The organism is Rhabdaerophilum calidifontis (genome assembly GCF_008641065.1).
Classification (GTDB): domain Bacteria; phylum Pseudomonadota; class Alphaproteobacteria; order Rhizobiales; family Beijerinckiaceae; genus Rhabdaerophilum; species Rhabdaerophilum calidifontis.
Map to the genome: position 1 here is coordinate 17,301 of NZ_VTRS01000007.1, position 25,396 is coordinate 42,696.

The following is a 25,396-nucleotide window of genomic DNA, read 5'->3' on the forward strand; positions in this document are numbered from 1 at the left end:
CCATCATCGCCCGGCCGTCGCGAGCAGCATCATCAGCGGTCCTTCCCGGCGGGGAGGGGCGGCATCGAAGCCCGCCTTCTCCAGCCGGGTTGCCCAGCCCGCGAGCGGAAACCGGTTGATCGACAGGGCCAGATATTCGGCGCCCTCACGCCAGCGCGTCCTGCGGAGCAGGGGCCGCATGCCGGGAACGGCGATGGCGGCGCGCATCAGCTGCTCCCGACGGCGGAGAGGGTCGCGCGGGTCGGGAACGGTGGCCGCGAGCCGGCCGGCCGGTTTCAGCACCCGGCGCAGCTCCGCGAGCAGCCGGTCAAGCTCCGGCACATATTCGAGGACGCTCGAACTCACGACGGCGTCGAAGCTGCCGTCGGCGAGCGGCAGGGGGCCGGTGCCCGGATATTCCTCGAAACGGATATCGCCGCGTGCGCCGTGGCGGCGGCAGGCCTCGATCATGCACGGCGAGGCATCGAGCCCGATCACGACGAAGCCCCGATCCCGGAGATGGCGGGCGAGATCCCCCGCGCCGCAGCCGAAATCGAGGATATGGGCGCCGGGTTCCAGGCCGGCGAGCGCCGTGTCGAACCGGGCGAGGCGCGCGGCATAGGCCTGATCGCGCGCATAGCGCGCGCCCCATTCCGGGGCCAGCCTGTCGAAGAACGATGCCGCGGGCTGCGGCGGGCTGTGGTCGGCCTGCATGCTCACGCCGTGATCTGTCGCTGGATCGCGAAGGCGATCCGCATGGCCTGGGCCTGCTCCCAGAGCGGGATCGGCCAATCCCCGCCGGCCGTGATGGCGGTGTGGAAGGCGCGCAGCTCTTCCCGGTGCCCCTTCTCCGGCCGCGGCGCGCGCCAGCTGAGGCGCCCGTCGCTGGAGGACAGGGCCGTGTAATTGTCGAGGCTGTAGACCCGGCCGTCGCAGAAGATTTCCATCCTTTCCTTCGGGAAACGGGCATCGCCCAGCGCCGTATAGGTGAGCACGGCCAGCGAGCCGTCCTCGAAGCGGATCTGTGCCGAGAAATTGTCGTCCGGACGAAGGGCGCCGGACCGATCCCCGATCGCCATGGCACGGATCTCCTGCACGGGGGCGCCGGTCAGCGCCGTGAAGAGATCGTAGAAATGGCAGGCCTCGCCGATGTTGCGCCCGCCGCCTTCGGGGCCATGGACCCAGGTTTCCGGTGCAAGGTAGCCCGCATTCACGCGCAGATCGATCATCATCGGCCCCTTCCGGTGCCGCAGCGCGGTGGAAAGCTGGCGGATCGGCGGCGAGAACCGCCGGTTGAACCCGGTCATCAGCACCGGGCCGGGCGTGTCGCGCGGGGCGAGCGCGGCTTCGATCCGCGCCAGTTCCTCTTCCGTCAGGCAGAGCGGCTTCTCGACGAAGACATGCCGCCCGGCCTCGATCGCCGCCAGAACCTGGCCGGCATGGAGATGATGGCGTGTCGCGATCAGCACCGCCTCGGTCTCCGGATCGTCGAGCAGCGCCGCGGGATCGGTCGCGGCCGCGAGGCCGCCGAACTGGCGCGCCGTGCTGACGGCACTCAGGCCCTGGCGGGTGACGATGGTCGTCAGCCGGAACCGGTCGCGCTCCGCGGCGATCAGCGGCAGCAGCGTTCCGGTCGCGAAGCCGCCCGCGCCGATCAGCCCGAGCCCGATCTGCCCGGTGCGCGCGCGCCGGACCACCGGGGCGGCGACCGGAATGATGCGCGCGGGCGCTGCGGCTTCCGGATACCGGAACAGGACCATCAGCGGGGCGTCGCCGCCCTCCTGAAGCCGGCGATACGCGGCCGCCGCCTCCTCCACCGGCACGGGCGTGGCGATCAGATCCGCGATGTTCACCCGGCCGGCCGCGAGCAGATCCAGATAGGCGGCCATGTTGCGGTTCTCTGTCCAGCGGACAAAGCCGAGCGGATAATCGAGGCCCTCCTCCTCGTAGCGCCGGTCATAGCGGCCCGGCCCGTAAGAGGTGGAGATCAGCAGGTCGAGTTCCTTGGCATAGACATCGCCGCGATCGACCGCGAGCGCGACATCGCCGATCACCACGACGCGCCCCTTGCGGCGGCAGGCGCCGCAGGCCGCCGCCAGCACCCCCGGATCGCGCGTTGCGGCGGCGACGAGCACGCCATCGACGCCGTGCCCGCCGGTCAGGCGGGCCGCGAGGGCGGCCACATCCTCCGCCGCCGGATCGAGGACATGGGCGGCGCCCGCCCGCAGCGCCAGATCGCGCCGGGCGGCAAGCGGATCGACGCCGATGACCCGCACGCCATTGGCGTGGAGCAGCCGGCAGGCGAGCTGCCCGAGAATGCCGAGCCCGCTGACGAGAAACGTCTCTCCGATCGTCGGCGCGGCCCGCCGCACACCCTGGAGCGCGATGGCGCCCAGCGTCACCGTGCTGGCCTCCGCCTCGGCGAGGCCGTCCGGGACCAGCACGCAGAGATTCTCGGGCACGTTGACGAAGCCCGCGTGATGCGCCCAGTCGCTGCCGCCGCAGGCGACCCTGTCGCCCTCCCGGATCCCGGTGATGCCCGCGCCGATCCCGATCACGGTTCCGGCGGCCGAATAGCCGAGCGGCTGCAGGGCCTTCAGCTTGCGATCCACGAGCGCGCGGGTCTGCGCGATGCCGTTCTCCCGCGCATGCGCGATCAGGCGCTGAAGATCGCCGGACTTGTCGATCGCCCGCTTCCAGAGCGGCCGGTTGAGCGCGCGGATGCCGCTCATCTCCGTTCCCACCGACACGCAGCTATGCCCGACGCGGACGAGCACCCGCCCCGGCTCGATGCCCGGCGCCGGAACCTCCGCCAGCGAAACCCCGGCACGCGGCTGGATGACGACCTGTTTCATGGCGTTCGATCTGAGCGGTTTGCGGCCTCCGGTCAAGCCGAAGCGGCCGTTTCCGCGGGGATCGGCCGCCGGCCCGCGATCCTTGACAAGCCTCCGGGCCAGAGGCAGAACGGCGCCGCTTTCGGCTCCGGCAGCCCGGTGAAACCTGTTCACCCGGGCTGCGGTAGCGTGTCCGGACCTCCGCAGCCGGGCTGAACCGTGTCTTCCGCAATCCTCCTGCCGCAAGGCTGCCTGGCCTCATCGCGCGCTGCGCGCCCGGTTGTCGCCGCGCCATTTCTCGGAAAAAGCTCTTGCCGGCCCTCGTTCATCTCGTTGCTGGCGCGCGGCCCAATTTCATGAAGGTGGCTCCGCTCTTCGATGCGCTGTCGGCGGAGCCCTGGTGCAGGGTCGCGCTGGTCCATACGGGCCAGCATCACGACGATGCCATGTCCGGCGTGCTGTTCCGGGATCTCGGTTTGCCGCCGCCGCACCATCATCTGGGGGTCGGCGGCGGCTCGCATGCCGAGCAGACCGGGCGCGTCATGGTCGCCTACGAGACCCTGATCCGCCGTGAACGGCCGGATTGCACCATCGTGGTCGGCGATGTCGACAGCACGCTCGCCTGCACTCTGGCCGCGAAGAAGCTCGATTGCTTCGTCGCCCATCTCGAAGCCGGGTTGCGCAGTTTCGATCGGACGATGCCCGAAGAGATCAACCGTGTCGTCACCGACACCCTGGCCGACCTGCTCTGGACCCCGTCGCCCGACGCCGACGACAACCTCGCCGCCGAAGGCATCGCTGCGGACCGGATCGTCCGGGTCGGCAACATCATGATCGACACGCTGCTGCGGATGTGGCCGGCGATCCTCGCGGCGCCCGGCCCCGCGGCGCTCGGCCTGTCTTCGAAGGGTTTCGGCGTCGTGACGCTCCATCGTCCGGCGAATGTCGACCGGCCGGAGCCGCTGCGGCGCCTCGTCGACGCGCTGCTCCTCGCCGCGCGGCGCCTTCCGCTGGTCTTCCCTGTGCATCCGCGCACGCGCTCCGCATTGCAACGGCAGGGTTTCGAAACCGTCCTCGAACAGGGGGGCATCCGGCTGCTGCCGCCGCTCGGCTATGTCGAGTTCCTGGCGCTCGTCCGCGCTGCCGCCGTCGTGATCACCGATAGCGGCGGCATCCAGGAGGAGACGACCTATCTCGACATCCCCTGCCTGACGCTGCGCCCGACGACCGAGCGGCCGATCACGGTGACGCAGGGCTCGAACCGTCTGGTCGCCCCGGAGACGCTCGACCTGGCGCTTGCCGAGGTGCTCGCCGGCCGCCATCCGGGCGGGCGCCGGCCTGCTCTCTGGGACGGACAGACGGCCGGCCGCGTGGTCGCGAGCCTTCGCGCTCGCCTCGCAGCGTGAGGTGGCAGGGCCAGGGCGATGCGGGTTCTCGTGCTCTCGCCCGGCGTGCCGCATCCCGAGCGCGGCGCCAGCGTCGTGCTGTTCCACCATTACATCGCCGCGCTGGCGCGTTCGGGGCACGATCTCACGCATCTCTGCCTCCATGAGGGGCGCGAACCCGACCCGGCGGCGATCGCCGATCACGGCGCGCGCACCGGCCTCGTCCCGGGCAGGACGCTGTTCGCCTGCGCCGCGGGCGGGTTCCGGGCCAGCCGGTTCTCGGTCCGGCTGGAGAACGGCGATCCCGCCCCGCTCGACGCGCGGATCGCCGCGGCGCGGCCGGATGCGATCCTGGCCTTCGATATCCATGCGGCGGCGCTCGCCGCCGGCGCGAGCGCGGCCCGCAAGATCGTGTGGCTCGGCGATCTGCAATTCCAGTCCAGCTGGTACAATTACCTCTACGGTTTTCGCGAGAACCCGCTCAGCCTGCGCTGGCTTCCCTATGCCTGGGCGCAGCGGCGGGCCTGGGCGCGAGTCTATGCCGATGTACTGCGGCATTTCGAGACCGTCATCGTCTCCTCGGGGTCCTCGGTCGCGGCCCTGGCGGAACTGGGGATCGCAAGCCGCTATGCGCCCTATCCCTGGCCGGCCGCGGCCGATCTACCCGCCGCGCTGCCGCCGAAACCGGCGATGCCGACCTTCCTGTTCTTCGGCAACCTGACCGGGTTGGGTTCGCGATCGGCGCTGCATTTCATGTTCCGCAAGGTGGTGCCGCGGCTGCGCCGCCTCTGGGGACGCGGCGGGTTCCGGCTGCTGATCGCCGGGCACGCGGATCTGCGGGATTTCGCGGTGCGCGCCATCGCCGAAACCCCGGAGCTTGAATTTCTGGGCTTCGTCGAGGATCTCGTCGGCCTCATCCGGCAATGCCATGCCGTTCTGGCGCCGATGGATGTCCCCGTCGGTAACCGGAGCCGGATCCTCACGGCCATGGCCGCGGGCGGGCTCGTCATCGCCCATCGCAACACGAGCCTCGGCAACCCGGCGCTTGTCGACGGGCAGACGGCGCGCCTGTTTGGCACCGCCGACGAGATGGTCGCGCAGATGCGCGACGCGTTCCGCGACCCCGCGCGGCAGATGCCGGTTATTCGCGCCGCGCATCGCGTGTATGAGGAGCAGTTCAGCCCGGCGGCTGCCTCCGGGCTGTTTGTCTCGCTGCTGGCCGGGCAGGCGCCGGCAGCGCGGACCGATGAAACCCTGTAAAGCTGCCCGGCAGTCGAGCGTTGAGAGAAAGTCGTGACAGATGGCCGCGCACCATGATCTGAGCGTTGGAACGCTGACCTGTTGCCAGGTCTGCAATTCCACGCGGCTCCAGCCCGTGATCGACCTGGGCCACCAGCCGCCCTGCGACAGCCTGCTCTGGCCGCACCAGCGCAACGAGCCCGAGACGAGCTACCCGCTGCGGCTGTTCTTCTGCGAGGATTGCTCGCTGGTGCAGATCGACCATGTCGTGGCGCCGGAGGTGCTGTTCTTCCCCGATTATCCGTATCGATCGGGCATCACCGCGACGCTCGTCGAGAAGCTGAGCCGCACGGCGCAATCCACGCTGGGCCGGTTTCAGGTCGAACCCGGATCGCTCGTCATCGATATCGGCTCGAATGACGGCACGGTGCTCTCGGCGTTCAAGCAGCGCGGCATGCGGGTTCTCGGCGTCGAGGCGACCAATATCGCGCAGATCGCCAACCAATCGGGGATCGAGACCCTGCAAGCCTTCTTCGACGAGACGGTCGCGGCGCGGATCGTCCGCGATTACGGGCATGCCTCGGTCATGACCGCGACGAACGTTTTCGCGCATGTCGCCGGGCTCGGCACGATCATGCGCGGCGTCTCCGCCCTTCTCGAGGATGGCGGCGTCTTCGTGACGGAATCGCATTACATCCTCGATCTTATCGAGACCCTGCAATACGACAGCATATACCATGAGCATCTCCGCTATTACTCTCTGAAGTCGATTATCCGGCTGTTCGAACAATATGATTTCACGGTCGCCGATGTGGAGCGGATCGACAATTACGGCGGCTCGATCCGCGTCTTCGCCGTCAAGGGCAGGGGGCGGCCGGTCAGCGATGCGGTCCGCGACCTGCTGGCGACCGAGCGGGAGGCGGGGCTCTACGAGGGCGCGGTCTATCAGGCCTTCGCCGAGCGCGTGCGGCGCAGCCGCCGCGACCTGCTCGCGAAGGTGCTGGAAATCCGCGCCGCCGGCCACACGCTCTGCGGCATCGGCTGCCCGGGCAGGTCGAGCACGCTCCTGAACTATGTCGGCATCGACCCCGACCTCATGCCCTATATCGCCGAGCAATCCTCGTCGCTCAAGCTCGGCCTCTTCCTGCCCGGCATGCATATCCCCATCGTGGACGAGGAGCGGATGTTCCGCGAGCAGCCGGATTATGCGCTTATGCTCTCCTGGCATTACGCCCGGCCGATCATCGCGAAGCTGCGGCAGCGGGGGCTCCGGTCGAAGATCATCCTCCCCCTTCCCGAGGTGACGATCGACATCGCGCAGGGATGAGCATGCTGCGGGTGGGTCTTGCCGGCGTCGGCTTCGGCGCGCAGGTCTATATCCCGGCTTTGGCCGCCACGCCCGGCATCCGCCTTGTGGCGCTCGCCGATGGCGGTTCGGGCCGTGCGGCGCAGATCGCCGAAGCCGGAACCACGCCCTATTCGGATGCCGGCCGGATGATCGCGGAAGCGGCGCTCGACATGGTGATCGTCGCGGTGCCGCCGCGCGCCCAGGCGCGGCTCGTCCATGCCGCGCTGGATCGCGGCCTCTCCGTCCTGTGCGAGAAGCCGTTCGGCTTCGATCTCGACGAAGCCGAAGCCATGGCCGCCAGGGCCCGCACGGCGCGCGGCGGCTTCGCCCTGGGGTTCCAGTTCCGCTACGATGCCGGGCTTGCGACGCTGGCGCGGGCCGTGCGGGCCGGGGAGATCGGGCGCATCCACCATGTGGACGTGGCCTGGCTGACCTCCGGCGGCGCCCGGCCCGACCGGCAATGGAGCTGGCGGGACGACGCCGCCCGGTCCGGCGGGATCCTGACCGAGTTCGGCTCCCATGTCCTCGATTACCTCGCCTGGCTCTGTGCGGCGCCGGTCGAAGCCGTGGTCCTGAGCGAGCGCAAGCGCATTCAGGACCGTCCCGCGGGCGAGGGACGTCTGCAGACGGAGACGGCGGACAGCCTGTCGATGCTCGCGCATTTCGGCGAGGTTCCGGCGCTGATCGCGATTTCCAACACGGAATCCGTCCCGCTCGGCCATCGCGTCACCGTGCATGGCGAGGGCGGACGGCTCGTCTGGTGCCATCGGCCGCCCTTCGGGCTGGCGGATCATCGGGTCTGGATCGAGGATGGCGCCGGCGAGCGGGTCTTGCCGCTGGCGGGCGCCCCGGCGCATCCGGACATGCGGGTTGCCGCCAGTGCCGCCCTGCTCGCCGATTGGCTGGCGGCGCATCACGGCGCCGCACCGCCGGATCTGCCCGGTTTCGAGGCCGGGCTCGCGGTGCGCCGCGCCATGCAGCGCGCCCGCGCCCATCCGCTTCGCTGAGGGCGTCATGCGGGTGGTCGCGATCGTCCAGGCCCGCTGGTCCTCGGCAAGATTGCCGGGCAAGGTCGTGCGCGTGCTCGCCGGCCGGCCGCTGCTCGGCCATCTGGTCGGAAGGCTGCGCCGGGTGAACGGCCTCGATGGCATCGCCATCGCGACCTCGGACGCGCCGAGCGACGATCCCGTGGCCGCTTTCGCGGCGCGCGAGGGAATCCCCTGCCATCGCGGGCCGCTGGAGGATGTCGCGACGCGGATGCTGGGAGCGGCCCGCGCGAGCGGTGCGGATGCCTTCGTCCGGATCAGCGGCGACAGCCCGCTCCTCGATCCGGATATCGTCGCGCAGGCGCTGCGGCTATTCGGGGATGCGCGGCCGGATCTGGTCAGCAATGTCGTGCGCAGAACCTTTCCCAAGGGGCAATCGGTAGAGATCGTGAGGGTCGAGACGTTCGCGCGGCTGCTGCCGCGCTTCGGTGCGGGCGAGGACCGCGAGCATGTGACGCCGTTCCTCTATCGCAACCCCGACCTGTGCCGGATCGTCGGCTTCGAGCGCGAACCGCCGGCAGGCGAGGTTCAGCTCTCGATCGATACGGAAGAGGATTTCAAGGCCGTCGAGCGCCTCATCCATGCGCTTGGCCCGGAGGCGGATGCGGCCGGGCTCGAGACCCTGCTGGCGACCCGGCAGCGTTTGATTGCGGAAGGAGTGCTGCGCGCATGACGATCCGCGCCGGCGTCATCGGCCTCGGCATCGGCGAGCAGCACGCCGCCTTCCTCGATTCCGCGCCCGGCTGTGCGCTGGTCGCCGTTTGCGATCGGGACGAGGCGCGGCTCGCCGCAACAGGCGCGCGTTTTCCGGCGGCCGCGCGCTATGCGGATGCGCGCGCGATGCTCGACGGCGCGGCGCTGGATCTGGTCGTGGTCGCGAGCTACGACGCCGATCATGCCGCCCAGATCCTCGACGCCATCGCGCGGGGTTGCCATGTCTTCGCCGAGAAGCCGCTGGCGACGCGGGAGGAAGACACGGCCGCCATCGCGGCCGCCTTGGCCGCCCGGCCCGGCATCCGGCTGTCGAGCAACACGATCCTGCGGCGCTCCCCGCGCTTCCTGGCGCTCAAGGCCGAGATCGGGCGCGGCGCGTTCGGCCGGCTGACCGCCATCGAGGGCGATTACAATTACGGCCGCCTGCACAAGCTGACCGAGGGCTGGCGCGGCCGCGATCCCGGATATTCCGTCATCCTCGGCGGCGGGATCCATCTCGCCGACCTTCTGCTGTGGCTCGTGGCGTCTCCGGCGCGCGAGGTCTTCGCGCTCTCCAACGCCATTGCCAGCCAGGGCACCGCCTTTGCGGGGCAGGATCTCGCGATGGCGCTGGTCCGGTTCGAGAACGGCGTGATCGGCAAGATCGGCGCGAATTTCGGCTGTGTCGAGCCGCATTTCCATCGCTTGCTGGTTTATGGTACCGAGGCAACCTTCGAGAACGGCCGCGATCACGCGCGGATCTGGCGGTCGCGGGATCCCGCGGTCGCGCCGGAGCGTGTGGAAACGGCCTATCCGGGCGTGCCGAAGCACGCGCTGCTCGCATGCTTCGTGTCATCCCTGCTCGGGCAGGGGGATGCCGCGATCCGCGCGGAGGAGGTGTTCGCCGCGATGAATTTGTGCCACGCCATCGATCGCTCCGCCCGCAGCGGCAGGCCGGAACCCGTCCTGCCCTCCATCTCCTTTTCCGCATGAACCTGAAAGATAGCCATCGTGACGACTGAACTTTCTGGCAGGCGCGTCGCCCTGGTGGGCGGCGCCGGATTCATCGGCCATAACCTCGCGCTGCACCTGCACGGGCTCGGCGCCGAGGTGCATGTGGTCGACAGCCTACAGGTGAACAATCTCGGCGCCTTCACGCACGGGCTCGACCAGAACCCCAATGCCCGCCTCTACATCGAATTCGCGAACCAGCGGCTCGATCTGCTGCGCCGGGCCGGCATTCCGCTGCATATCGTCGATGCGCGCGATTATCAGCTCCTGTCCCGGCATCTCTCGGAGATCCAGGCCGATGTCGTCGTGCAGCTGGCGGCGGTGGCGCATGCGAACCGGGCGAACAAGGATCCCTACAGCACCTTCGACCATTCGATGCGGACCCTCGAGAACGCGCTCGACAGCGTGCGCGAACGCAAGACCCATTTCATCTTCTTCTCGTCCTCGATGGTCTACGGCAATTTCGGCAATGCCGCCGCGAAGGAAACCAATATCTGCGAGCCGATGGGCATCTACGGCGCGCTGAAGCTCGCCGGCGAGCATCTCGTGAAGGCCTATCAGCAGGTCTTCGGGGTTCCCTACACGATCATCCGCCCCTCCGCGCTCTATGGCGAGCGCTGCGTGAGCCGGCGGGTTGGGCAGGCCTTCATCGAGAACGCGCTGCGCGGCAACGCGATCACCGTCAACGGCGACGGCAGCGACCAGCTCGATTTCACCTATATCGGCGATCTCGTGCAGGGCGTCACGCTCTGCATCACGCGGGAGGCCGCGCGGAACGAGACCTTCAACCTCACCTATGGATCGGCGCGCTCGCTGAACCAGATGGCGGACCTGCTCCGCCAGCGCTTCCCGACGGTCACGGTGACCCATCACCCGCGCGATGCGCTGATGCCGGAACGCGGCACGCTCGATATCTCCAAGGCCCGGACCCTGCTGGGCTATGAACCCGCCTTCCCGCTGGAACGGGGCTACCTGCAGTATATCGACTGGTATCTGGGGCTTGCGAAGGAAGACCCGAAGCTCTTCGGCCACTGAGCGGGCGCGGGGATCGGGGCATGAGCGCCGCATTGACGCCGGACGCCTTTCTCTCGGAGCGGATGGGGCGCCCCGCCTTCACGCTGCACGCCCCGGAGCCGGGCGCGATCGCGGAGATGGCGCTTCCGGCCGCCCCGGCCTTCGTCACGGCGAAGGTGCCTGCCGCCGACACGCCCCGGCTCTGCGCGCTGCAGGCGCGCGGGTTCCGCGTCGTCGATACCGCATTGACCTTCGAGGCGCCGGGCCGGGCCGAAACGCCGCCGTCCGGCATCCGGGCCGCGCGGCCCCAGGACCGGGAGGCGGTGACGGACATCGCCCGGAAGGCGTTCCGCTTCACGCGCTTCCATCTCGATCCGGAGATCGACGACCACGTCGCGGCCCGGATCAAGGCCGATTGGGCCGGCAATTATTTCGCGGGCCGGCGCGGAGACGGCATGCTCCTGGCCGAGGGACCGGCCGGCGGGGCCGCCGGATTTCTCCTCTTCCTGCGCGATGCCGAGGCGCGCCTGACCATCGATCTCATCGCCGTGGCGCCGGATATGGCCGGCCGCGGCCTGGGGCGGGCGCTCGTCGCGGCGGCCTTCGCCGATCGCACCGGCGGGGCGCCGCCATCCGGGCTGCTGGTCGGAACCCAGGCCGCCAATACCCCCTCCTGCCGCCTCTACGAGGCGTGCGGCTTCCGCCTGGCCCGCGCGGCCTATGTCCTGCATCATCACGGCCTGCCGGCCTAATCTGTCGAAGGTGATCGCCATGCGCATCGGCCCCGTTGACCTGACGCAGGACGTCCTGGTGATCGCCGAGATCGGCAACAATCACGAGGGGGATGTCGGGCTCGCGGAAGAGCTTGTCCATCTCGCAGCCGAGGCGGGCGCCCAGGCGGTCAAGTTCCAGTCGATCGAACCGCGGGCGCTGGTCGCGCCGGATCAGCCGGAGCGCCTCGCCCAGCTCGGGCGCTTCGCGCTCCCGGAGGCGGCGCATCACCGCCTCGCCGAGGCGGCGCGGCGGGCGGGTGTGATGTTCCTTTCGACGCCGTTCAGCCTCGGCATGGTCGATTTTCTCGCTCCGATCGCGCCGGCGCTGAAGATCGCCTCCGGCGACAACGATTTCCTGCCGCTGCTGGAACGCGCCGCAGGCACCGGGCTGCCGCTGATCCTCTCGACCGGCATGGCGGATCTGGCGATGGTCGCGCGGTCCAAGGCCGCGATCGAGGCCGTCTGGGCGCGCTCGGGTGTCGATCCCGGTCTCGTGCTGCTGCATTGCGTCTCCGCCTATCCGACGCCCGTCGGCGAGGCGAATCTCGCCGCCATCCGCACGCTTGCCGCGCTCGGGCGCCCCGTCGGCTATTCGGATCACACGCTCGGCATCGCCGCCGCGATTCTCGCGGTCGGGCTCGGCGCGCGGGTCATCGAGAAGCATTTCACGCGGTCCAAGACCCAGTCCGCGTTCCGGGATCACCAGCTTTCCGCGGAGCCGGCGGAGCTGCGCGAGATGGTGGCCCGGATCCGCGAGGCGAACGCGCTGCTGGGCGACGGGGTGAAGCGCGCCATGCCCGCCGAGAGCGGGAGCGCGGCGCGCCGGTCGATCGCCGCGTCGCGCGATCTGCCCGCCGGGCATGTCCTGGCCTTCGCCGATCTGGCATGGCTGCGCCCCGGCGGCGGCCTGCCGCCGGGCGCCGAGGCCGCCGTGCTCGGCCGCAGGCTGAAGCGGGCGGTTGCGGCCGGCGCGCGGCTATCGCCTGCCGATATCGAGGATTGAGCGATGTGCGGCATCGCCGGCTATCTCGGTTCCCGGCCGCTGGCGGATGCCCGCCTCGCGGCCTGCCGCGCCGCGATGCGCCGGCGCGGGCCGGATGCCGAGGGCACCTTCTCGACCCGGACGCCGGACGGCCGGCACCTCACTCTGCTCCACAGCCGCCTCGCCATCATCGATCTTGATCCGGCCTCCAACCAGCCGTTCCGGCAGGGCGCGGGCGTGCTGAGCTATAATGGTGAGGTCTACAATTACCTCGAATTGCGCGAGGAGCTGGAACGGACGGGCGGGCCGGTCGCGACGCGGGGCGATACCGGCATCCTCGCGCGCATCCTCGCGGAGCGCGGCTTCGCCGGCCTCGGCGCCTGCGAGGCGATGTTCGCCCTCGCCTGGTATGATACCGGAACCGGGGTTCTGACGCTGGCGCGGGACCGGTTCGGCGAGAAGCCGCTCTATGTGCTGCGCGAGGCCGATGGCACGCTGTTCTTCGGCTCGGAGGCGAAATTCGTCTTCGCGCTGGCCGGCCGGGTTCCCGCCCCGAACCTCCGGCATCTGCGCCGGTTTCTCGTCAACGGCTACAAGGCGCTCTACAAGACGCGGGACACCTTCTTCGAGGGGCTGGAGGAATTGCCCGCCGGCCATCTCGGGATCTGCCGCCCCGGCGCGGCCTATGTCGAGACGCCGTGGTGGCGCCCCCGCTTCGGGGATCGGGACGATGCGATGCCCTATGAGGAGGCGGTCGCGGGCGTCCGCAGCCGGCTGATCCGCTCGGTCGCCTTGCGCCTGCGGGCCGATGTGCCGCTGGCCTTCTGCCTCTCCGGCGGCATCGACAGCAACGCCCTGATCGCCATCGCCCGGCGGGAACTCGGGCAGGATGTCCACGGCTTCACCGTCATGAACACCGATGCACGCTACGAGGAGCGCGACATGGTGGAAGCCGCCGTCCGCGAACTTGCGCTGCGGCACACGCCCCTGCCGGTCGATACCGCGGATTTCCTGCCGAACCTGCGGCGGCTGGTGCGCCAGCACGATGCGCCCGTCTATACGATCACTTATTACGCGCAATGGCTGCTGATGGAGGCGATCGGCGCCGCGGGCTACAAGGTTTCGGTCAGCGGCACCGGCGCGGACGAGCTGTTCTCCGGCTATTACGACCACCACAACGCCTATCTCGCCGCGATGGCGGCCGAAGCGCCGCAGCGCCATGCCGAGGCGCTGGCGCATTGGCGCCGCCATGTCGCCCCCATCGTCCGCAACCCTTTCCTGTCGGATCCCGATTATTTCATCGCGCGGCCCGGCGCGCGCGATCACATCTATCTCGACGCGGATGTGTTCTCGGATTTCCTGATCGATCCGTTCGCCGAGCCCTTCATCGAGAGCGCCTATACGGAACCGCTGCTGCGCAACCGGATGGCCAACGAGCTGTTTGCCGAAAGCGTGCCCGTGATCCTGCACGAGGACGACCTCAACGCAATGTATTTCTCCATCGAGAACCGCTCGCCCTTTCTCGATATGGCCCTGTTCGACTTCATGCAGCGGGTGCCGACGCGGCATCTCGTCCGCGACGGCCGCGCCAAGGCGCTGCTGCGGGATGCGGTGCGGGGGCTTGCGCCGGATGTCATCCTCGACAATCCGCGCAAGGTCGGCTTCAACGCGCCGATCCTCGATTATCTCGATACCCGCGATCCGGCCGTGCGCGCGGAACTGCTGGCGGATTCGCCCGTCTTCGCGCTTCTTCGGCGCGACAGGATCTCGGCGCTGCTCGATGCCGCCGAATTGCCCAACAGCCGGAGCAAGTTCCTGTTCAACTTCGTCAATGCGAAGATCTTCCTGGAAGAGGTGGCGGCATGATCTGGTGCCGTTCCTGCGTGCTGCCGGATACGCGGCCCAATCTACGCATCGCGGAGGATGGCGTATGCAATGCCTGCCGCGCGCATGGCACCAAGCGCCGGATCGATTGGGCGGCGCGCCGGCGCCAGCTCGAGGCCGTCGCGGCCTCCGCGCGGCAGGCCTCGGCGGGCGGTTATGATTGCGTGATCCCGGTCTCGGGCGGGAAGGACAGCACCTGGCAGGTCGTCAAATGCCTGGAACTGGGCCTGAAGCCGCTGGCGGTGACGTGGCGCCCTCCAGGGCGCACGGCGATCGGCCAGCGCAATCTCGACAACCTGATCCGCCTCGGCGTCGACCATGTCGATTGGTCGATCGCGCCGGATGTCGAGGCGCGCTTCATGCTCGCCGCGTTCGAGCGCCACGGATCGACCGCGATTCCGATGCATCTTGCGCTGTTCAGCATTCCGCTGACCATCGCGGTCCGCTTCCGCATCCCGCTGGTTGTCTGGGGCGAGAACTCGGCCTTCGAATATGGCAGCCGCGACGAGGCGGATACCGGGTTCCGGCTGGATGCCGCCTGGCTGCGCACCTACGGCGTCACCCAGGGCACGGTGGCGCGGGACTGGCTGTCGGATCAATTGTCCGCCAAGGACCTGATCCCCTATTCCGCGCCGAGCGAGGCCGAACTCGACGCGGCCGGGGTGCGGGCGGTCTTCCTCGGCTATTATCTCGAATGGGACCCGGAAGAGACCCGGCGCGTCGCCATGGCCCACGGCTTCTCCTCCGATGCCGCCGGGCCGCGCACGGGCTATTACGATTTCGCCGATATCGACGACGATTTCATCTCGCTGCATCATTGGATGAAATGGTACAAGTTCGGCTTCACGCGGCTTTTCGACAATCTGTCGCTGGAGATCCGCAACGGCAGGATGACGCGCGAGGCGGCGATCGCGGTGATCCGCGCCACCGGCGACCAGACCCCGCATGCGGATATCGACCGGTTCTGCGCGTTCGCGGGCATCGACCGCGCCCGCTTCCTCGCCATCGCGGAGACCTTCCGCAACCCCGCGATCTGGCAGCGGCGCGCGGATGGCCGCTGGCATATTCCGGACTTCCTTCTGCCGGACTGGACCTGGACATGACGCGCGCGCTGGCGCCCTCGATCGAATGTCCCTGCGCCGGCGCGCATCGGACCGAGGCCTATGCGTATGATCGGCCGCCCATGGGCGAGACCCGCTTCGATCTCGGTGCCACGGCCTATCGGCGCAGCTATGCCCGATGCGGCCTCTGCGGGCACTGGTTCGGCGCGCATGATCTCGATCTCTCCGCCCTCTATGCTGCGGATTATGTGGACAAGACCTATGGCGGGTCGGCCGGCATGGCGGCGCGTTTCGCCAGGATCCTCGCCCTGCCGCCGGAGCGCTCCGACAATGCCGGCCGCGTCGCGCGGCTTTCGGCCCTGGCCGACGCCCTGCTGCCGCCCGCCATGCCGCGCCGGCTGCTCGATATCGGCGCCGGGCTCGGGGTGTTCCCCGCGGGCATGGCCGCGAAGGGATGGGCGGTTCTCGCCGTGGAGCCGGATCCGCGCACGGTTGTCCATCTCCGCGAGGTCGTCGGCGTCGAGGCGCTGGAACAGCCGATCGAGGCGCTTTCGCGCGAGGAGATCGGCGGCTTTGCGCTGGTGAGCTTCAACAAGGTCCTCGAACATGTGGAGGAACCGGCCGCCATGCTGCGCCATGCCGGGCGCCTGCTCCTGCCCGGCGGGCTGGTCTATGTCGAGGTTCCCGATGGCGAGGCGGCGTCCGGGGATCCGGACGGCCCCGCCCGCGAGGAATTCTTCATCGAGCACCACCATGTCTTTTCCCCGGCATCGCTGGCGATTCTGGTGGCCCGCGCGGGTTTCGTGCTGCGGCGCCTCGAGGCGTTGCGCGAACCGAGCGGCAAATACACCGTCTGGGCCGTGGCGGAGACGAGGGAGGCACCATGAGCGGGGGCATGCGCGGCGCAGGCGTCTGGCGGCGCGAGGCGCCGGTGGAACGCGTGGCGGTAGCGATGGAACGCTGGACACCGCCCGCGGGGCGCGGCGGGCCGTTCGAGATCGAGGTGCGGACCGGAAAGCCCCTCGACGTCCTTGCCTTCAAGGGCACCGATCTCGGCGAGGTCCGGGATTACGCCGCCTTCCTCAAGCGCTCGGCACAAGCGCTCTATGGCGAGGAGGCCGAACTCGAGACGCTCGCATCCTGCCCCGCCTGCGACGCGGCACAGCCCGTTCTCGAGGAGGCGTTCCGCGTCTTCGGCGTGGCCTATCACCAATGCCCGGCCTGCGGGCACGGATTCGTCGGCCGGCGCCCCTCCGCCGCCGCCTTCGCGCGCCATTTCGCCGCCTCCGACGACCATGCCGCGATCTATACCGACAGCGAGGCGGCGGAGCGCCGGATCGCGCGCATCGTTGCGCCGAAGCTCGATTGGGTTCTCGATCTCTTCCGCCGCCATCTCGGCCGTGCCCCCGCGACCGCGCTCGATATCGGGGCGGGCGGCGGGCATTTCGTCGCCGCGGCGCGGCGTGCCGGGATCGGCTGCGACGGGTTCGAACTGGCCGAGGGCTCGCGCCGCTTCGCGCGCGAAACGTTCGGAATCGCGCTCGACAATGCGGATTTCCGCGCGGCGCCCGCGCAGCCGGTCGATCTCGTGACCTTCTGGGGGCTGCTCGAATACATCCCCGCGCCGCGGCAATTCCTGCGCGCCGCCCGCGCCCGGCTCCAGCCGGGGAGGGGCATGCTCGTGGTGGAGGTTCCGCGCTTGGAGGCCGCCGGAACCCTGGCCCAGATCGCCCATCCCGAGGGCGTCGCCCGGCATATGGACCCCAGTTCGCATATCAATTGCTTTTCCGATTCCGGCCTGTTCTCGGCGCTGGTCGATACGGGCTTCCGCCCTGTCGCGGCCTGGTATTTCGGCATGGATGCCTACGAGCTGCTCGTCCAATGCGCGCTCGTGGCCGGCGAGGATGCGCTCGTCGCGCGCCTCGCGCATGCGATTCCGCTGCTCCAGGCCGGCTTCGATCACGGCCGGCTCTGCGACGACATCATCGTCGCGGCCGTGCCGGTGGAATGAGCCTCATGGCCCCGCATCCGCTTTTCGTCTTCGGCGTCGCCCGCGGCGGCACCAACCTGATCGCGCGGGTGCTCGCGGCGCATTCCGCCGTGGCGATCGGGATGGATCCGCTCATGCCGCTGTTCCGGTTCTGGCGCGATGCCGTCATGGCGGAGGCGCGGGCCGGGCTCCTCCGGGAGCGGCCCGCGGGCGAGCCGTTCCAGGATTTCTATTTCGACGCCGATGGTCCGGCGATGCTGGCGGCGATGCTGGCGGCGCGGACGGATATCGCGATCCCGCCCGATCGTCTCGCGCCGCTCAGGGAGGCGCTCGCCGCTCGGGCGGCGCTCGAGAGCCCCGATCTCGCGCGGCATCTCGTCCGCGTGGACGGCAGCGATGTCGCGGCGCTGATCGGCGCCGTGCTGGGCGCGGTCGCGGCCGAGGCGCGCGAGGCGGGGCGGGGGCCGCTCGCCTGGCTCGGCTGCAAGGAGGTCTGGACCGTCGATTTCCTGCCGGCGCTGGCCCGCGCCTTCCCCGATGCCCGCTTCGTCATCGTCCTGCGCGATCCGCGCGCGGTGCTCGCAAGCCTCATCGCCATGGCGGCCGGCGATCCGAGCCAGCACGCCCATGGCGTGAGCTATCTCCGGCACTGGCGCAAGCTGGTCGCGCTGGTCGCGCTGTTCCAGGCGCGACCGGATCTCGCGCCGCGCCTCACGGTGGCGCGTTTCGAGACCATGTGCCATGCCGCCGAGACCGAAGCCGGCCGGCTCGGCGCGTTTCTCGGCCTGCCTTTCGAGGCGGCGATGCTGCATCCCGGCGGGGAGAACGGCTGGCAGGGCAACAGCTCCTTCGGCGCGATCGGCACCGGCATTTCGCCTGCGGCCGCCGAGGGCTGGCGCCGGCGCATCGCTCCGGCGGATCATGCGCTCGCCGAATTCCTCTGCGCCCCGGAAATGGCGGCGGCCGGCTATGAGCCGGACGCTGTGCTGCCCGAACCGACCGATGCCGTGCTCCGCCGCATGCTCGATTTCCATGACGATCCGGGCAGCTGGCGCAGCGATAGCGGCGACCCCTTCGCCGATCTCGCCTGGGAAGCGCTCAGGCACCGGCTTTGGCGCGCCCCCCCCTCTCTCCCCGAAACAGGGACCCTCATGGCGCGGTGTTTCTTGAACCCTGACGTTCTCCAGCAGCGAGCAGAATGATGAGCAGCAAATTCAGTTATGAGGAATATGTCGGGGATCAGAAATTCCTCAAGGAATACAATGCGTATCAGGAGAAATATGCAAAAGACATTCGCCAGAGCGACAAGAAGATAATTGATATCATCATCAGAGGAATTCGCGGCTCGGAAGTCGTGCTCGATATCGGCTGCTCGACCGGGAATCTCCTGAAGCATCTGCGCGGTGCCCTGCCGGCCGGAATCACCCTTGTCGGGGGTGATCTGGCCGAATCGTCGCTGGAACTGGCCCGCGCCAATCCCGATCTCGCGGGAGTTGCGTTCGAAGCCATGGATATCATGGAGCTTCGGGCGGCGGCCTATGACGTGATCGTCGTCAACGCGGTGCTCTACATGATGACCGAGGCCCAATACGACATGGCCCTGGCATCCCTTCACCGCGCCCTCCGGCCGGGCGGGCGGGTGGTCATTTATGATTTCGCGCATCCGTTCCAGCAGGAGCTTGAGATCATCGAGACCTCGGACAGCCATCCGCAGGGGCTGCGCCTCTGCTTCCGTTCGGAAAAGCGGATCGCGGCGGCCTTTGCCGCGGCAGGCTTCGCGAGCTGGGAATTCCAGCCTTTCGAACTGCCGATCGACCTGCCCAGGCAGCCCTATCCCAACGACCTCATCACCTATACCCGCAAGGACGAGCACGGCGCGCGGATGATGTTCCGGGGCACGCTGTTCCAGCCCTGGTGCCACATGATCGCGCGGAAGGCCTGACGGGGCGATGTCGACGCGCCGCGCCATGGCGGAGGATTCCGCGCCGGTCTCCGATCTCGATCTGCTGGAGGCGGAATCCATCCACATCCTCCGCGAGGTGGCGGCGCAGTTCGCCAATCCGGTGCTGCTGTATTCGATCGGCAAGGACAGCTCCGTCCTTCTGCATCTGGCGATGAAGGCCTTTTACCCCGCGCCGCCGCCCTTCCCGCTGCTGCATGTCGATACCGGCTGGAAATTCAGGGAGATGATCGCGTTCCGGGATCGCCGCGCGCGGGAACTCGGCCTGCGCCTGCTGGTGCATATCAACCCGGAGGGTCTCGCGCGTGGCATCAACCCGCTCGATCATGGTTCCGCGCTCCATACCGACATCATGAAGACGCAGGGGCTGCGGCAGGCGCTCGATGCCCATCGCTTCGACGCAGCCATCGGCGGCGCCCGGCGCGACGAGGAGGCCGTGCGGGCGAAGGAACGGGTGTTCTCGCTGCGCGCCCCCGGCCATGGCTGGGAGCCGCGCCGTCAGCGCCCCGAACTCTGGCGGCTCTACAACGGCCGCATGGCGCAGGGCGAGACGATGCGGGTCTTCCCGCTCTCGAACTGGACCGAGCTGGATGTCTGGCGCTACATCGCCCGCGAGGGGATTCCGGTCGTTCCGCTCTATTTCGCCCGGCCGCGCCCGGTTGTCGAGCGCAACGGCCTGCTGCTGATGGTCGATGACGACCGGCTGAGGATCGGGCCGGAGGAGATCGTGCGCGAGCGGATGGTCCGCTTCCGGACTCTGGGCTGCTATCCGCTGACCGGGGCCATCGTCTCCGAAGCCGCGACCCTTGAGGCGATCATCGCCGAAATGGCGGAATCGCGTTCCTCCGAGCGGCAGGGCCGCGCGATCGACCACGATCAATCCGGCTCGATGGAGAAGAAGAAGCGCGAGGGGTATTTCTGATGGCGCTGCCGGATTCCGGGCCATCCGCGCGCGGTCTGTTGCGGTTCCTGACCTGCGGCAGCGTCGATGACGGCAAGAGCAGCCTGATCGGGCGGCTGCTGTTCGAGGCCCGCGCCATCATGGACGACCAGATGGCGAAGCTCGACCGGGACAGCCGCAAGCATGGCACGACCGGCGCGGCGCCGGACCTCGCCCTGCTCGTGGACGGGCTGCAGGCCGAGCGGGAACAGGGCATCACGATCGATGTCGCCTACCGGTTCTTCGGCACGCCCAGGCGGAAATTCATCGTGGCCGACACGCCGGGCCATGAGCAATATACCCGCAACATGGCGACCGGCGCCTCGACGGCGGATCTCGCCATCATCCTGGTCGATGCCCGCAAGCGCCTGCTGCCGCAGACCTTCCGACACAGCCGGATCGCCGCCCTGCTGGGGATCCGCCATGTCGTGCTGGCGGTCAACAAGATGGATCTCGTCGGCTATGATCAGGCGGTCTTCGAGGCAATCCGCGCCGCCTACGCGCCGCTGGCGCAAGGCCTCGGGTTCCGCTCCGTCGAATCCATTCCGGTCTCGGCCCTCAACGGCTGCAACATCGCCGGCGCGCCGGCGTCGACCATGCCGTGGTATCAGGGGGTGACGCTGCTTCCCTATCTCGAGACGGTGGACATCACCCCGGCCGCGCCGGGGCCGTTCCGGATGCCGGTGCAGCATGTCATCCGCGTCGCGCCGGATTTCCGGGGCTATGCCGGGACGATCGCGGGAGGCACCGTCGCGCCCGGCGATTCCGTCGTCGTGCTTCCCTCGGGGCGCGCATCGCGTGTCGGGCGCATCGTCACCATGGCGGGCGACCTGCCGCGCGCCGGGGCGGGGCAGGCGGTGACGCTGACGCTTGCGGACGATGTCGATATCGCGCGGGGCGATCTCCTCGCCTCCGCCGAAAGCCCCCCCGAATTCGCCGATCAGCTGGCGGCGGATCTGGTCTGGATGGCGGAGACGCCGCTGCTGCCGGGCCGGCGCTACCTGCTGCGGGTCGGGACATCGGAAACCGGGGTCGCGATCACCGCCCTCAAGCACGAGATCGATATCGCGACGGGCGAGCCGCGCGCCGCGCGGGCGCTGGCCATGAACGCGATCGGGCGCGTGACCCTGGGGCTCGACCGCGCGATCCCGTTCGATCCCTACGAGTCCTGCCGCGAGACCGGCGGCTTCATCCTCATCGACCGGGAAAGCGGGGATGTCCTGGCGGCTGGCATGATCCGGCACGCCCTGCGCCGGGCCTCCAACATCGCCTGGCAGGGCTTCTCGGTGGACCGCGCCGCCCGCGCGCGGCTCAAGGGGCATCAGGGCGCCGCGATCTGGTTCACCGGCCTTTCAGGCTCGGGGAAATCGACGCTCGCGGACAGGCTCGACCGGGCGCTGGTGCGCGAGGGCTGCCATACCTACGTGCTGGACGGCGACAATATCCGGCACGGCCTCAACCGCGATCTCGGCTTCACCGAGGCCGATCGGGTTGAGAATATCCGTCGGGTCGCCGAGGTGGCGCGGCTGTTCGTGGATGCGGGGCTGATCGTGATCGTCTCGTTCATCTCGCCCTTCCGGGCCGATCGCGCCATGGCCAGGTCGCTGTTCGAGCCGGGCCGGTTCTTCGAGGTCTTCGTCGATACGCCGCTCGAGGAATGCGAGCGCCGCGACCCCAAGGGCCTCTATGCCAAGGCGCGCGCCGGCAAGCTTCCGAACTTCACGGGGATCGACCAGCCCTACGAGCCGCCCGAAACCCCCGAATTGCGGATCATGACCGGCGAGCTGAGCCCGGAGGCCGGGGCCGAGCGCCTCCTCGGCCTGCTGCGCGGCGGGGGAATCCTGCCGTGAAGCGGCGGGTGCTGTTCACCTTCTCGGTTCTTCATGCCCGCGCCGAAATGGCGCGCCTGATGCCGGAATTCCGGGATCGGGGCTGGGATGTGCACCTGCTGATCGGCTTTCGCGGGCCGGCCGCCGATGCGCTGGCGGCGGCGGCGCAGGCCGAGGGGACCACGGTCCACCGCGTCCCCGATCCCTGGGCCTATGGCGCAGCGCCGGCGAACCCGGCGCAGGATGCCGGCGCGGCGGCCGGCACGGTCCGTAGGCCCGGGCGCAGGCCGCGCGTGCCCGCACCGCTTCGCCCCTTCGTCAACGCGCTGCTCTATGCGTGCGGCGGCTTCCGCCAGCGCGCGCATGCCCGCCGGCTTCTCGGGGATATCCGGCCGGACGTGGTGGTCGCGAACAATTTCCACAGCTGCTGCGAGTTCGACAACGCGATGAATGTCGAGGCGCGGCGGCAGGGCGTGCCGCGCGCCTGCGTGCTGACATCGCCGCTGGTCGCCGGGATCATCGGCCGCCGGGCCCGTCTGTCCAATTACCATCTCGGGATGGTCGATGGCAGCCACCGGGCCGATGCGCATCTGCTCTCCCGTATCCTCGCCCGCCTGCGGCCGGATTGGACCGTGGGGGAGGGCGCCGAGCGCATCCTGTGCTGGCCGGGGGAGAAGATCGCGGGCGGCTTCATCGCCGGCCTCGCCCGGCGCGATGTCTGGGAAAATCCTTCCGGCGATTTCGACCGGATCTACGCGCCGTCGGACAAATCCCGGCAGCTTCTCGTGGCGAGCGGCACCGAGGCCGGGCTGATCCGGGTCTTCGGCCCGCCGCGGCTCGACCCCGTGATCGCCGAGGCGGCCGATAGTTCGCTCCGCGCCGAAATGGCGGCCCGCTTCGGCCTGCGGCCGGACGAGCCCTATATCCTCTACAATGTCGAGCCGTCCTGGGAGCATCATTACTGCGACCGGGAAACCCATTTCGCGCGCATCGAGCGCATCGCGGCCTTCCTCGTCCGGCAGCCGCTGCGCACGCTCGTGTCCCTCCATCCCCTCTGCGCGGCGGAGGATTACGCGCCGCTGCTGGAGCGCGCGCCGCAGATCACGATCAGCCGCGGGATGGGGATCGAGCGGCTCTATCCCGGCTGCCGCCTGGTACTGTCCTTCGGCTGCTCCACCAATGCCTATGCGGTGCTCTGGAACAAGCCGCTGGTGATGTATGACTGGTTCGGCATCCGCGCCGATCCATGGCGCTGGTCGCTCTACGATCAGCCGCGCCTCACCGCCGTGACGAGTTTCGAGGATCTCGAGCGCTGCGTCGCGGCGGAGTTGCTGCGCCCGGTGGACTCCGGCATCCCGGAGACGCTTCCGGTCTCGCCGGCTGCGCCCCGCATCGTCGACGACATCATCGCGCTTGCCTCGCGCCCGCCGCTATCCCAAACAGCCTGAACCATGCGCACGCTCATCCGCGATCTCTGCAGTTTCCGCACGGCCGTCGTCGCAGACGACAATGAGGGGCTGTTCCGGCGCATCGCCGCGGAATTGCCGCTCGAGATCCGGCGCTACCCGTCGGGGCTCACGCATAATGGCTGGACTGTTCCGAAGAATTGGCGCGTGCGCAGGGCCAAGCTCTATCGGGACGGCGTGGAGATCTTCGACGGAACCGGAAACGCGCTGGCGGTCGGCTATTATTCCCGTTCCTTCAGCGGTGAACTCGATTGGGAGGAGCTGCGGCCCCGGCTGGTGACGAACCCGGACCTGCCGGATGCCTTCATGTTCCATTGCATGTGGCAATACCGCCCCTGGGATGCGGATTGGCGCCTCGTCCTGCCCTATTCCCTTTATGGCACGCTCGGACCGGGGCGCTACCGCGTCGAGCTCGAAACGGAATACGAGGATGGCGAGATGCTGGTGGGCATCGCCCACAAGCGGGGCGCCAGCCGGAAGACGATCGTCTTCAACGCGCACAATTGCCATCCGCACATGGCCAATGACGGCTTCGCCGGCGTCGCGGTCTTGATCCGGCTCATGCAGCGGCTCATGCAACGCGAGACGTTCTACAGCTACCGTCTCGTCATCGCGCCCGAACATCTCGGCACGGTGTTCTATCTCGCGGATCTGCCGCCGGACGAGATCGAGACGCTCGTGGCCGGATTGTTCGAGGAGATGCCGGGCACCGGCGCACCGATCAAGGCGACCGCCACCTTCCTCGGCGGGCAGATGCTGGATCAGGCCGTCTCCAATGCGCTGCGCCACCATGCGCGCGCGCATCATCTCGTGCCCTGGCGCAAGGGCGCGGGCAACGACGAGACGGTCTGGGAGGCGCCCGGATACGAGGTTCCCTTCGTCGAGATCACGCGGTGCGAGGACCAGTTCGCGCCGTTTCGCGAATATCATTCGAGCCTCGACGGCCCGGACCTGATGCAGCCGCAACAGCTGGAAGAAATGCTGAACGTGCTGGTGAAGATCGTTGAATCGCTCGAGGACAACGTGACGATCCGCCGCCGGTTCGACGGCCTGATCTGCCTGTCGAACCCCGCCTACGATCTCTACATGGAGCGGCCGGACCCGACCGTGACCAAGGATCTCGCAGCGGATGCCGAACTCTGGGGCCATCTGCTGGATTGCCTGCTGCGCTATTTCGACGGCAGCATGAGCGTGCTCGACATCGCCGAGCGGCACGGCCTGCCCTTCGACCGGCTGCGGCGCTATCTCGGCCGGTTTCAGGAGAAGGGACTGGTTGCGCTCGAAAGGGCCGAGATCCCCCGTCGCAAACCGGAGCGGATGGCGCCATGATCACGATCATCGACAGCGGCATCGCCAATATCGGCTCGGTGCTCTCGGCCTTGAGGCGCATCGAGGCGCCCGCCGAGACGACGCGGCAGCCCGAGATGGTGGCGCGCGCGCGGGCGCTTCTGCTGCCGGGTGTCGGGGCCTTCGGCGACGGCATGGCGAGCCTGGAGCAGAACGGCCTCGTCGATCCGATCCGCCGGGCGGCGGCGCGCGGCGTCCCCGTTCTCGGCATCTGCCTCGGCATGCAGCTCCTGGCCGAGGGGAGCGACGAATTCGGCGCCCATGCCGGGCTCGGTCTGGTTTCCGGGCGGGCGATCCGCCTGCAACCGCAGCGGCCGGGGGAAAGGGTGCCGAATATCGGCTGGTGCGATATCCGGCCCAGGCCCGAGGCGCGATTGTTCAAGGGCATTCCGCCCGGCGCCAGCGTCTATTTCGCGCATAGCTACCACGTCGTCTGCCACCGGGACGAGGACGTCGCCGCCGAGATGGCCTATGGCAATGGGCGGATCACGGTCGCGATCGAGCGCGGCAGGGTGTTCGGCGCGCAGTTCCATCCCGAGAAGAGCCAGGATGCGGGTCTCGCGATGCTGGCGGCCTTCGCGGATTACTGCCGGAACCTCTGAGGTCGAAGGATGC

Annotated in this window: 22 protein-coding genes; 20 read left to right on the forward strand and 2 right to left on the reverse strand. The window is 69.0% G+C overall.

The genetic code is table 11. From position 1 onward, the window contains the following. Nucleotides 1–3: 3 nt before the first annotated feature. Together FWJ24_RS11600 and FWJ24_RS11605 are read right to left on the reverse strand one after the other, a co-directional pair. Nucleotides 4–693 (reverse strand): class I SAM-dependent methyltransferase, encoded by a 690-nt coding sequence (locus FWJ24_RS11600; RefSeq protein ID WP_246155671.1) that lies wholly within the window; start codon nt 691–693, stop codon nt 4–6. A gap of 2 nt (nt 694–695) precedes the next feature. Next, nucleotides 696–2,834 (reverse strand): bi-domain-containing oxidoreductase, encoded by a 2,139-nt coding sequence (locus tag FWJ24_RS11605; RefSeq protein ID WP_150288005.1) that lies wholly within the window; start codon nt 2,832–2,834, stop codon nt 696–698. Between the two features lie 290 nt (nt 2,835–3,124). On the opposite strand from FWJ24_RS11605, the gene wecB reads away from it, so the two are divergent. The 20 genes from wecB to hisH are packed head-to-tail and all read left to right on the forward strand — an operon-like array spanning nt 3,125 to nt 25,383. Next, nucleotides 3,125–4,219: a non-hydrolyzing UDP-N-acetylglucosamine 2-epimerase gene (gene wecB / locus FWJ24_RS11610; protein ID WP_150288006.1), complete on the forward strand. Its 1,095-nt coding sequence runs from the start codon at nt 3,125–3,127 to the stop codon at nt 4,217–4,219. Nucleotides 4,220–4,237: 18 nt separating this feature from the next. Further along, a complete protein-coding gene (locus tag FWJ24_RS11615) occupies nt 4,238–5,458 on the forward strand; it encodes a glycosyltransferase (RefSeq protein ID WP_150288007.1) in 1,221 nt (406 codons plus the stop codon). A gap of 40 nt (nt 5,459–5,498) precedes the next feature. Further along, nucleotides 5,499–6,764, forward strand: a complete 1,266-nt coding sequence (locus FWJ24_RS11620) for a class I SAM-dependent methyltransferase (RefSeq protein ID WP_150288008.1) — start codon at nt 5,499–5,501, stop codon at nt 6,762–6,764. A 2-nt stretch (nt 6,765–6,766) separates the two neighbouring features. After that, nucleotides 6,767–7,792, forward strand: coding sequence for a Gfo/Idh/MocA family protein (locus FWJ24_RS11625; protein WP_166443678.1), 1,026 nt, complete (start codon nt 6,767–6,769; stop codon nt 7,790–7,792). Nucleotides 7,793–7,799: 7 nt separating this feature from the next. Continuing rightward, nucleotides 7,800–8,504, forward strand: a complete 705-nt coding sequence (locus tag FWJ24_RS11630) for a cytidylyltransferase domain-containing protein (protein WP_166443679.1) — start codon at nt 7,800–7,802, stop codon at nt 8,502–8,504. Next, complete coding sequence (locus tag FWJ24_RS11635; RefSeq protein WP_150288011.1) at nt 8,501–9,517, forward strand: Gfo/Idh/MocA family protein; 1,017 nt, start codon at nt 8,501–8,503, stop codon at nt 9,515–9,517. Before FWJ24_RS11630 ends, FWJ24_RS11635 begins: the two co-directional genes overlap by 4 nt. A gap of 18 nt (nt 9,518–9,535) precedes the next feature. Beyond that, nucleotides 9,536–10,570: an NAD-dependent epimerase/dehydratase family protein gene (locus FWJ24_RS11640; protein WP_246155666.1), complete on the forward strand. Its 1,035-nt coding sequence runs from the start codon at nt 9,536–9,538 to the stop codon at nt 10,568–10,570. 20 nt (nt 10,571–10,590) lie between these two features. Further along, on the forward strand, nt 10,591–11,301 hold the full coding sequence (locus FWJ24_RS11645; protein WP_150288013.1) for a GNAT family N-acetyltransferase: 711 nt from the start codon (nt 10,591–10,593) through the stop codon (nt 11,299–11,301). A gap of 19 nt (nt 11,302–11,320) precedes the next feature. Further along, a complete protein-coding gene (locus FWJ24_RS11650) occupies nt 11,321–12,325 on the forward strand; it encodes an N-acetylneuraminate synthase family protein (RefSeq protein WP_150288014.1) in 1,005 nt (334 codons plus the stop codon). A 3-nt stretch (nt 12,326–12,328) separates the two neighbouring features. Then, on the forward strand, nt 12,329–14,170 hold the full coding sequence (gene asnB, locus FWJ24_RS11655; RefSeq protein WP_150288015.1) for an asparagine synthase (glutamine-hydrolyzing): 1,842 nt from the start codon (nt 12,329–12,331) through the stop codon (nt 14,168–14,170). Continuing rightward, complete coding sequence (locus tag FWJ24_RS11660) at nt 14,167–15,291, forward strand: N-acetyl sugar amidotransferase (RefSeq protein WP_150288016.1); 1,125 nt, start codon at nt 14,167–14,169, stop codon at nt 15,289–15,291. Before asnB ends, FWJ24_RS11660 begins: the two co-directional genes overlap by 4 nt. Beyond that, nucleotides 15,288–16,136, forward strand: coding sequence for a class I SAM-dependent methyltransferase (locus tag FWJ24_RS11665; RefSeq protein ID WP_150288017.1), 849 nt, complete (start codon nt 15,288–15,290; stop codon nt 16,134–16,136). Before FWJ24_RS11660 ends, FWJ24_RS11665 begins: the two co-directional genes overlap by 4 nt. Next, nucleotides 16,133–17,260, forward strand: coding sequence for a class I SAM-dependent methyltransferase (locus tag FWJ24_RS11670; RefSeq protein ID WP_150288018.1), 1,128 nt, complete (start codon nt 16,133–16,135; stop codon nt 17,258–17,260). Before FWJ24_RS11665 ends, FWJ24_RS11670 begins: the two co-directional genes overlap by 4 nt. A gap of 5 nt (nt 17,261–17,265) precedes the next feature. Then, nucleotides 17,266–18,441: a sulfotransferase family protein gene (locus FWJ24_RS11675; RefSeq protein ID WP_166443680.1), complete on the forward strand. Its 1,176-nt coding sequence runs from the start codon at nt 17,266–17,268 to the stop codon at nt 18,439–18,441. Then, the gene (locus FWJ24_RS11680) at nt 18,441–19,181 is read left to right on the forward strand and encodes a class I SAM-dependent methyltransferase (RefSeq protein WP_166443681.1); all 741 of its coding nucleotides are present in this window, start codon (nt 18,441–18,443) and stop codon (nt 19,179–19,181) included. The genes FWJ24_RS11675 and FWJ24_RS11680 overlap by 1 nt, the downstream gene beginning before the upstream one ends. A 7-nt stretch (nt 19,182–19,188) precedes the next feature. Then, on the forward strand, nt 19,189–20,121 hold the full coding sequence (cysD, locus tag FWJ24_RS11685; protein WP_150288021.1) for a sulfate adenylyltransferase subunit CysD: 933 nt from the start codon (nt 19,189–19,191) through the stop codon (nt 20,119–20,121). Then, entirely contained in the window at nt 20,121–21,989 is a 1,869-nt protein-coding gene (gene cysN / locus FWJ24_RS11690) for a sulfate adenylyltransferase subunit CysN (RefSeq protein ID WP_150288022.1), read from the forward strand. Before cysD ends, cysN begins: the two co-directional genes overlap by 1 nt. Continuing rightward, nucleotides 21,986–23,416, forward strand: a complete 1,431-nt coding sequence (locus FWJ24_RS11695; protein WP_150288023.1) for a hypothetical protein — start codon at nt 21,986–21,988, stop codon at nt 23,414–23,416. Before cysN ends, FWJ24_RS11695 begins: the two co-directional genes overlap by 4 nt. Nucleotides 23,417–23,419: 3 nt before the next feature. After that, nucleotides 23,420–24,763, forward strand: coding sequence for a DUF4910 domain-containing protein (locus FWJ24_RS11700; protein WP_150288024.1), 1,344 nt, complete (start codon nt 23,420–23,422; stop codon nt 24,761–24,763). Beyond that, entirely contained in the window at nt 24,760–25,383 is a 624-nt protein-coding gene (gene hisH / locus FWJ24_RS11705) for an imidazole glycerol phosphate synthase subunit HisH (RefSeq protein WP_150288025.1), read from the forward strand. The genes FWJ24_RS11700 and hisH overlap by 4 nt, the downstream gene beginning before the upstream one ends. The last annotated feature ends 13 nt before the right edge of the window (nt 25,384–25,396 follow it).

Excerpts from the sequence above, each read along its gene's own strand:
- FWJ24_RS11600 (WP_246155671.1), bottom strand. The coding sequence starts at position 693 with ATGCAGGCCGACCACAGCCCGCCGCAGCCCGCGGCATCGTTCTTCGAC.
- FWJ24_RS11605 (WP_150288005.1), bottom strand. The coding sequence starts at position 2,834 with ATGAAACAGGTCGTCATCCAGCCGCGTGCCGGGGTTTCGCTGGCGGAG.
- FWJ24_RS11615 (WP_150288007.1), top strand. The coding sequence starts at position 4,238 with ATGCGGGTTCTCGTGCTCTCGCCCGGCGTGCCGCATCCCGAGCGCGGC.
- FWJ24_RS11620 (WP_150288008.1), top strand. The coding sequence starts at position 5,499 with ATGGCCGCGCACCATGATCTGAGCGTTGGAACGCTGACCTGTTGCCAG.
- FWJ24_RS11625 (WP_166443678.1), top strand. The coding sequence starts at position 6,767 with ATGCTGCGGGTGGGTCTTGCCGGCGTCGGCTTCGGCGCGCAGGTCTAT.
- FWJ24_RS11630 (WP_166443679.1), top strand. The coding sequence starts at position 7,800 with ATGCGGGTGGTCGCGATCGTCCAGGCCCGCTGGTCCTCGGCAAGATTG.
- FWJ24_RS11635 (WP_150288011.1), top strand. The coding sequence starts at position 8,501 with ATGACGATCCGCGCCGGCGTCATCGGCCTCGGCATCGGCGAGCAGCAC.
- FWJ24_RS11645 (WP_150288013.1), top strand. The coding sequence starts at position 10,591 with ATGAGCGCCGCATTGACGCCGGACGCCTTTCTCTCGGAGCGGATGGGG.
- FWJ24_RS11650 (WP_150288014.1), top strand. The coding sequence starts at position 11,321 with ATGCGCATCGGCCCCGTTGACCTGACGCAGGACGTCCTGGTGATCGCC.
- asnB (WP_150288015.1), top strand. The coding sequence starts at position 12,329 with ATGTGCGGCATCGCCGGCTATCTCGGTTCCCGGCCGCTGGCGGATGCC.
- FWJ24_RS11660 (WP_150288016.1), top strand. The coding sequence starts at position 14,167 with ATGATCTGGTGCCGTTCCTGCGTGCTGCCGGATACGCGGCCCAATCTA.
- FWJ24_RS11665 (WP_150288017.1), top strand. The coding sequence starts at position 15,288 with ATGACGCGCGCGCTGGCGCCCTCGATCGAATGTCCCTGCGCCGGCGCG.
- FWJ24_RS11670 (WP_150288018.1), top strand. The coding sequence starts at position 16,133 with ATGAGCGGGGGCATGCGCGGCGCAGGCGTCTGGCGGCGCGAGGCGCCG.
- FWJ24_RS11675 (WP_166443680.1), top strand. The coding sequence starts at position 17,266 with ATGGCCCCGCATCCGCTTTTCGTCTTCGGCGTCGCCCGCGGCGGCACC.
- FWJ24_RS11680 (WP_166443681.1), top strand. The coding sequence starts at position 18,441 with ATGAGCAGCAAATTCAGTTATGAGGAATATGTCGGGGATCAGAAATTC.
- cysD (WP_150288021.1), top strand. The coding sequence starts at position 19,189 with ATGTCGACGCGCCGCGCCATGGCGGAGGATTCCGCGCCGGTCTCCGAT.
- cysN (WP_150288022.1), top strand. The coding sequence starts at position 20,121 with ATGGCGCTGCCGGATTCCGGGCCATCCGCGCGCGGTCTGTTGCGGTTC.
- FWJ24_RS11700 (WP_150288024.1), top strand. The coding sequence starts at position 23,420 with ATGCGCACGCTCATCCGCGATCTCTGCAGTTTCCGCACGGCCGTCGTC.
- hisH (WP_150288025.1), top strand. The coding sequence starts at position 24,760 with ATGATCACGATCATCGACAGCGGCATCGCCAATATCGGCTCGGTGCTC.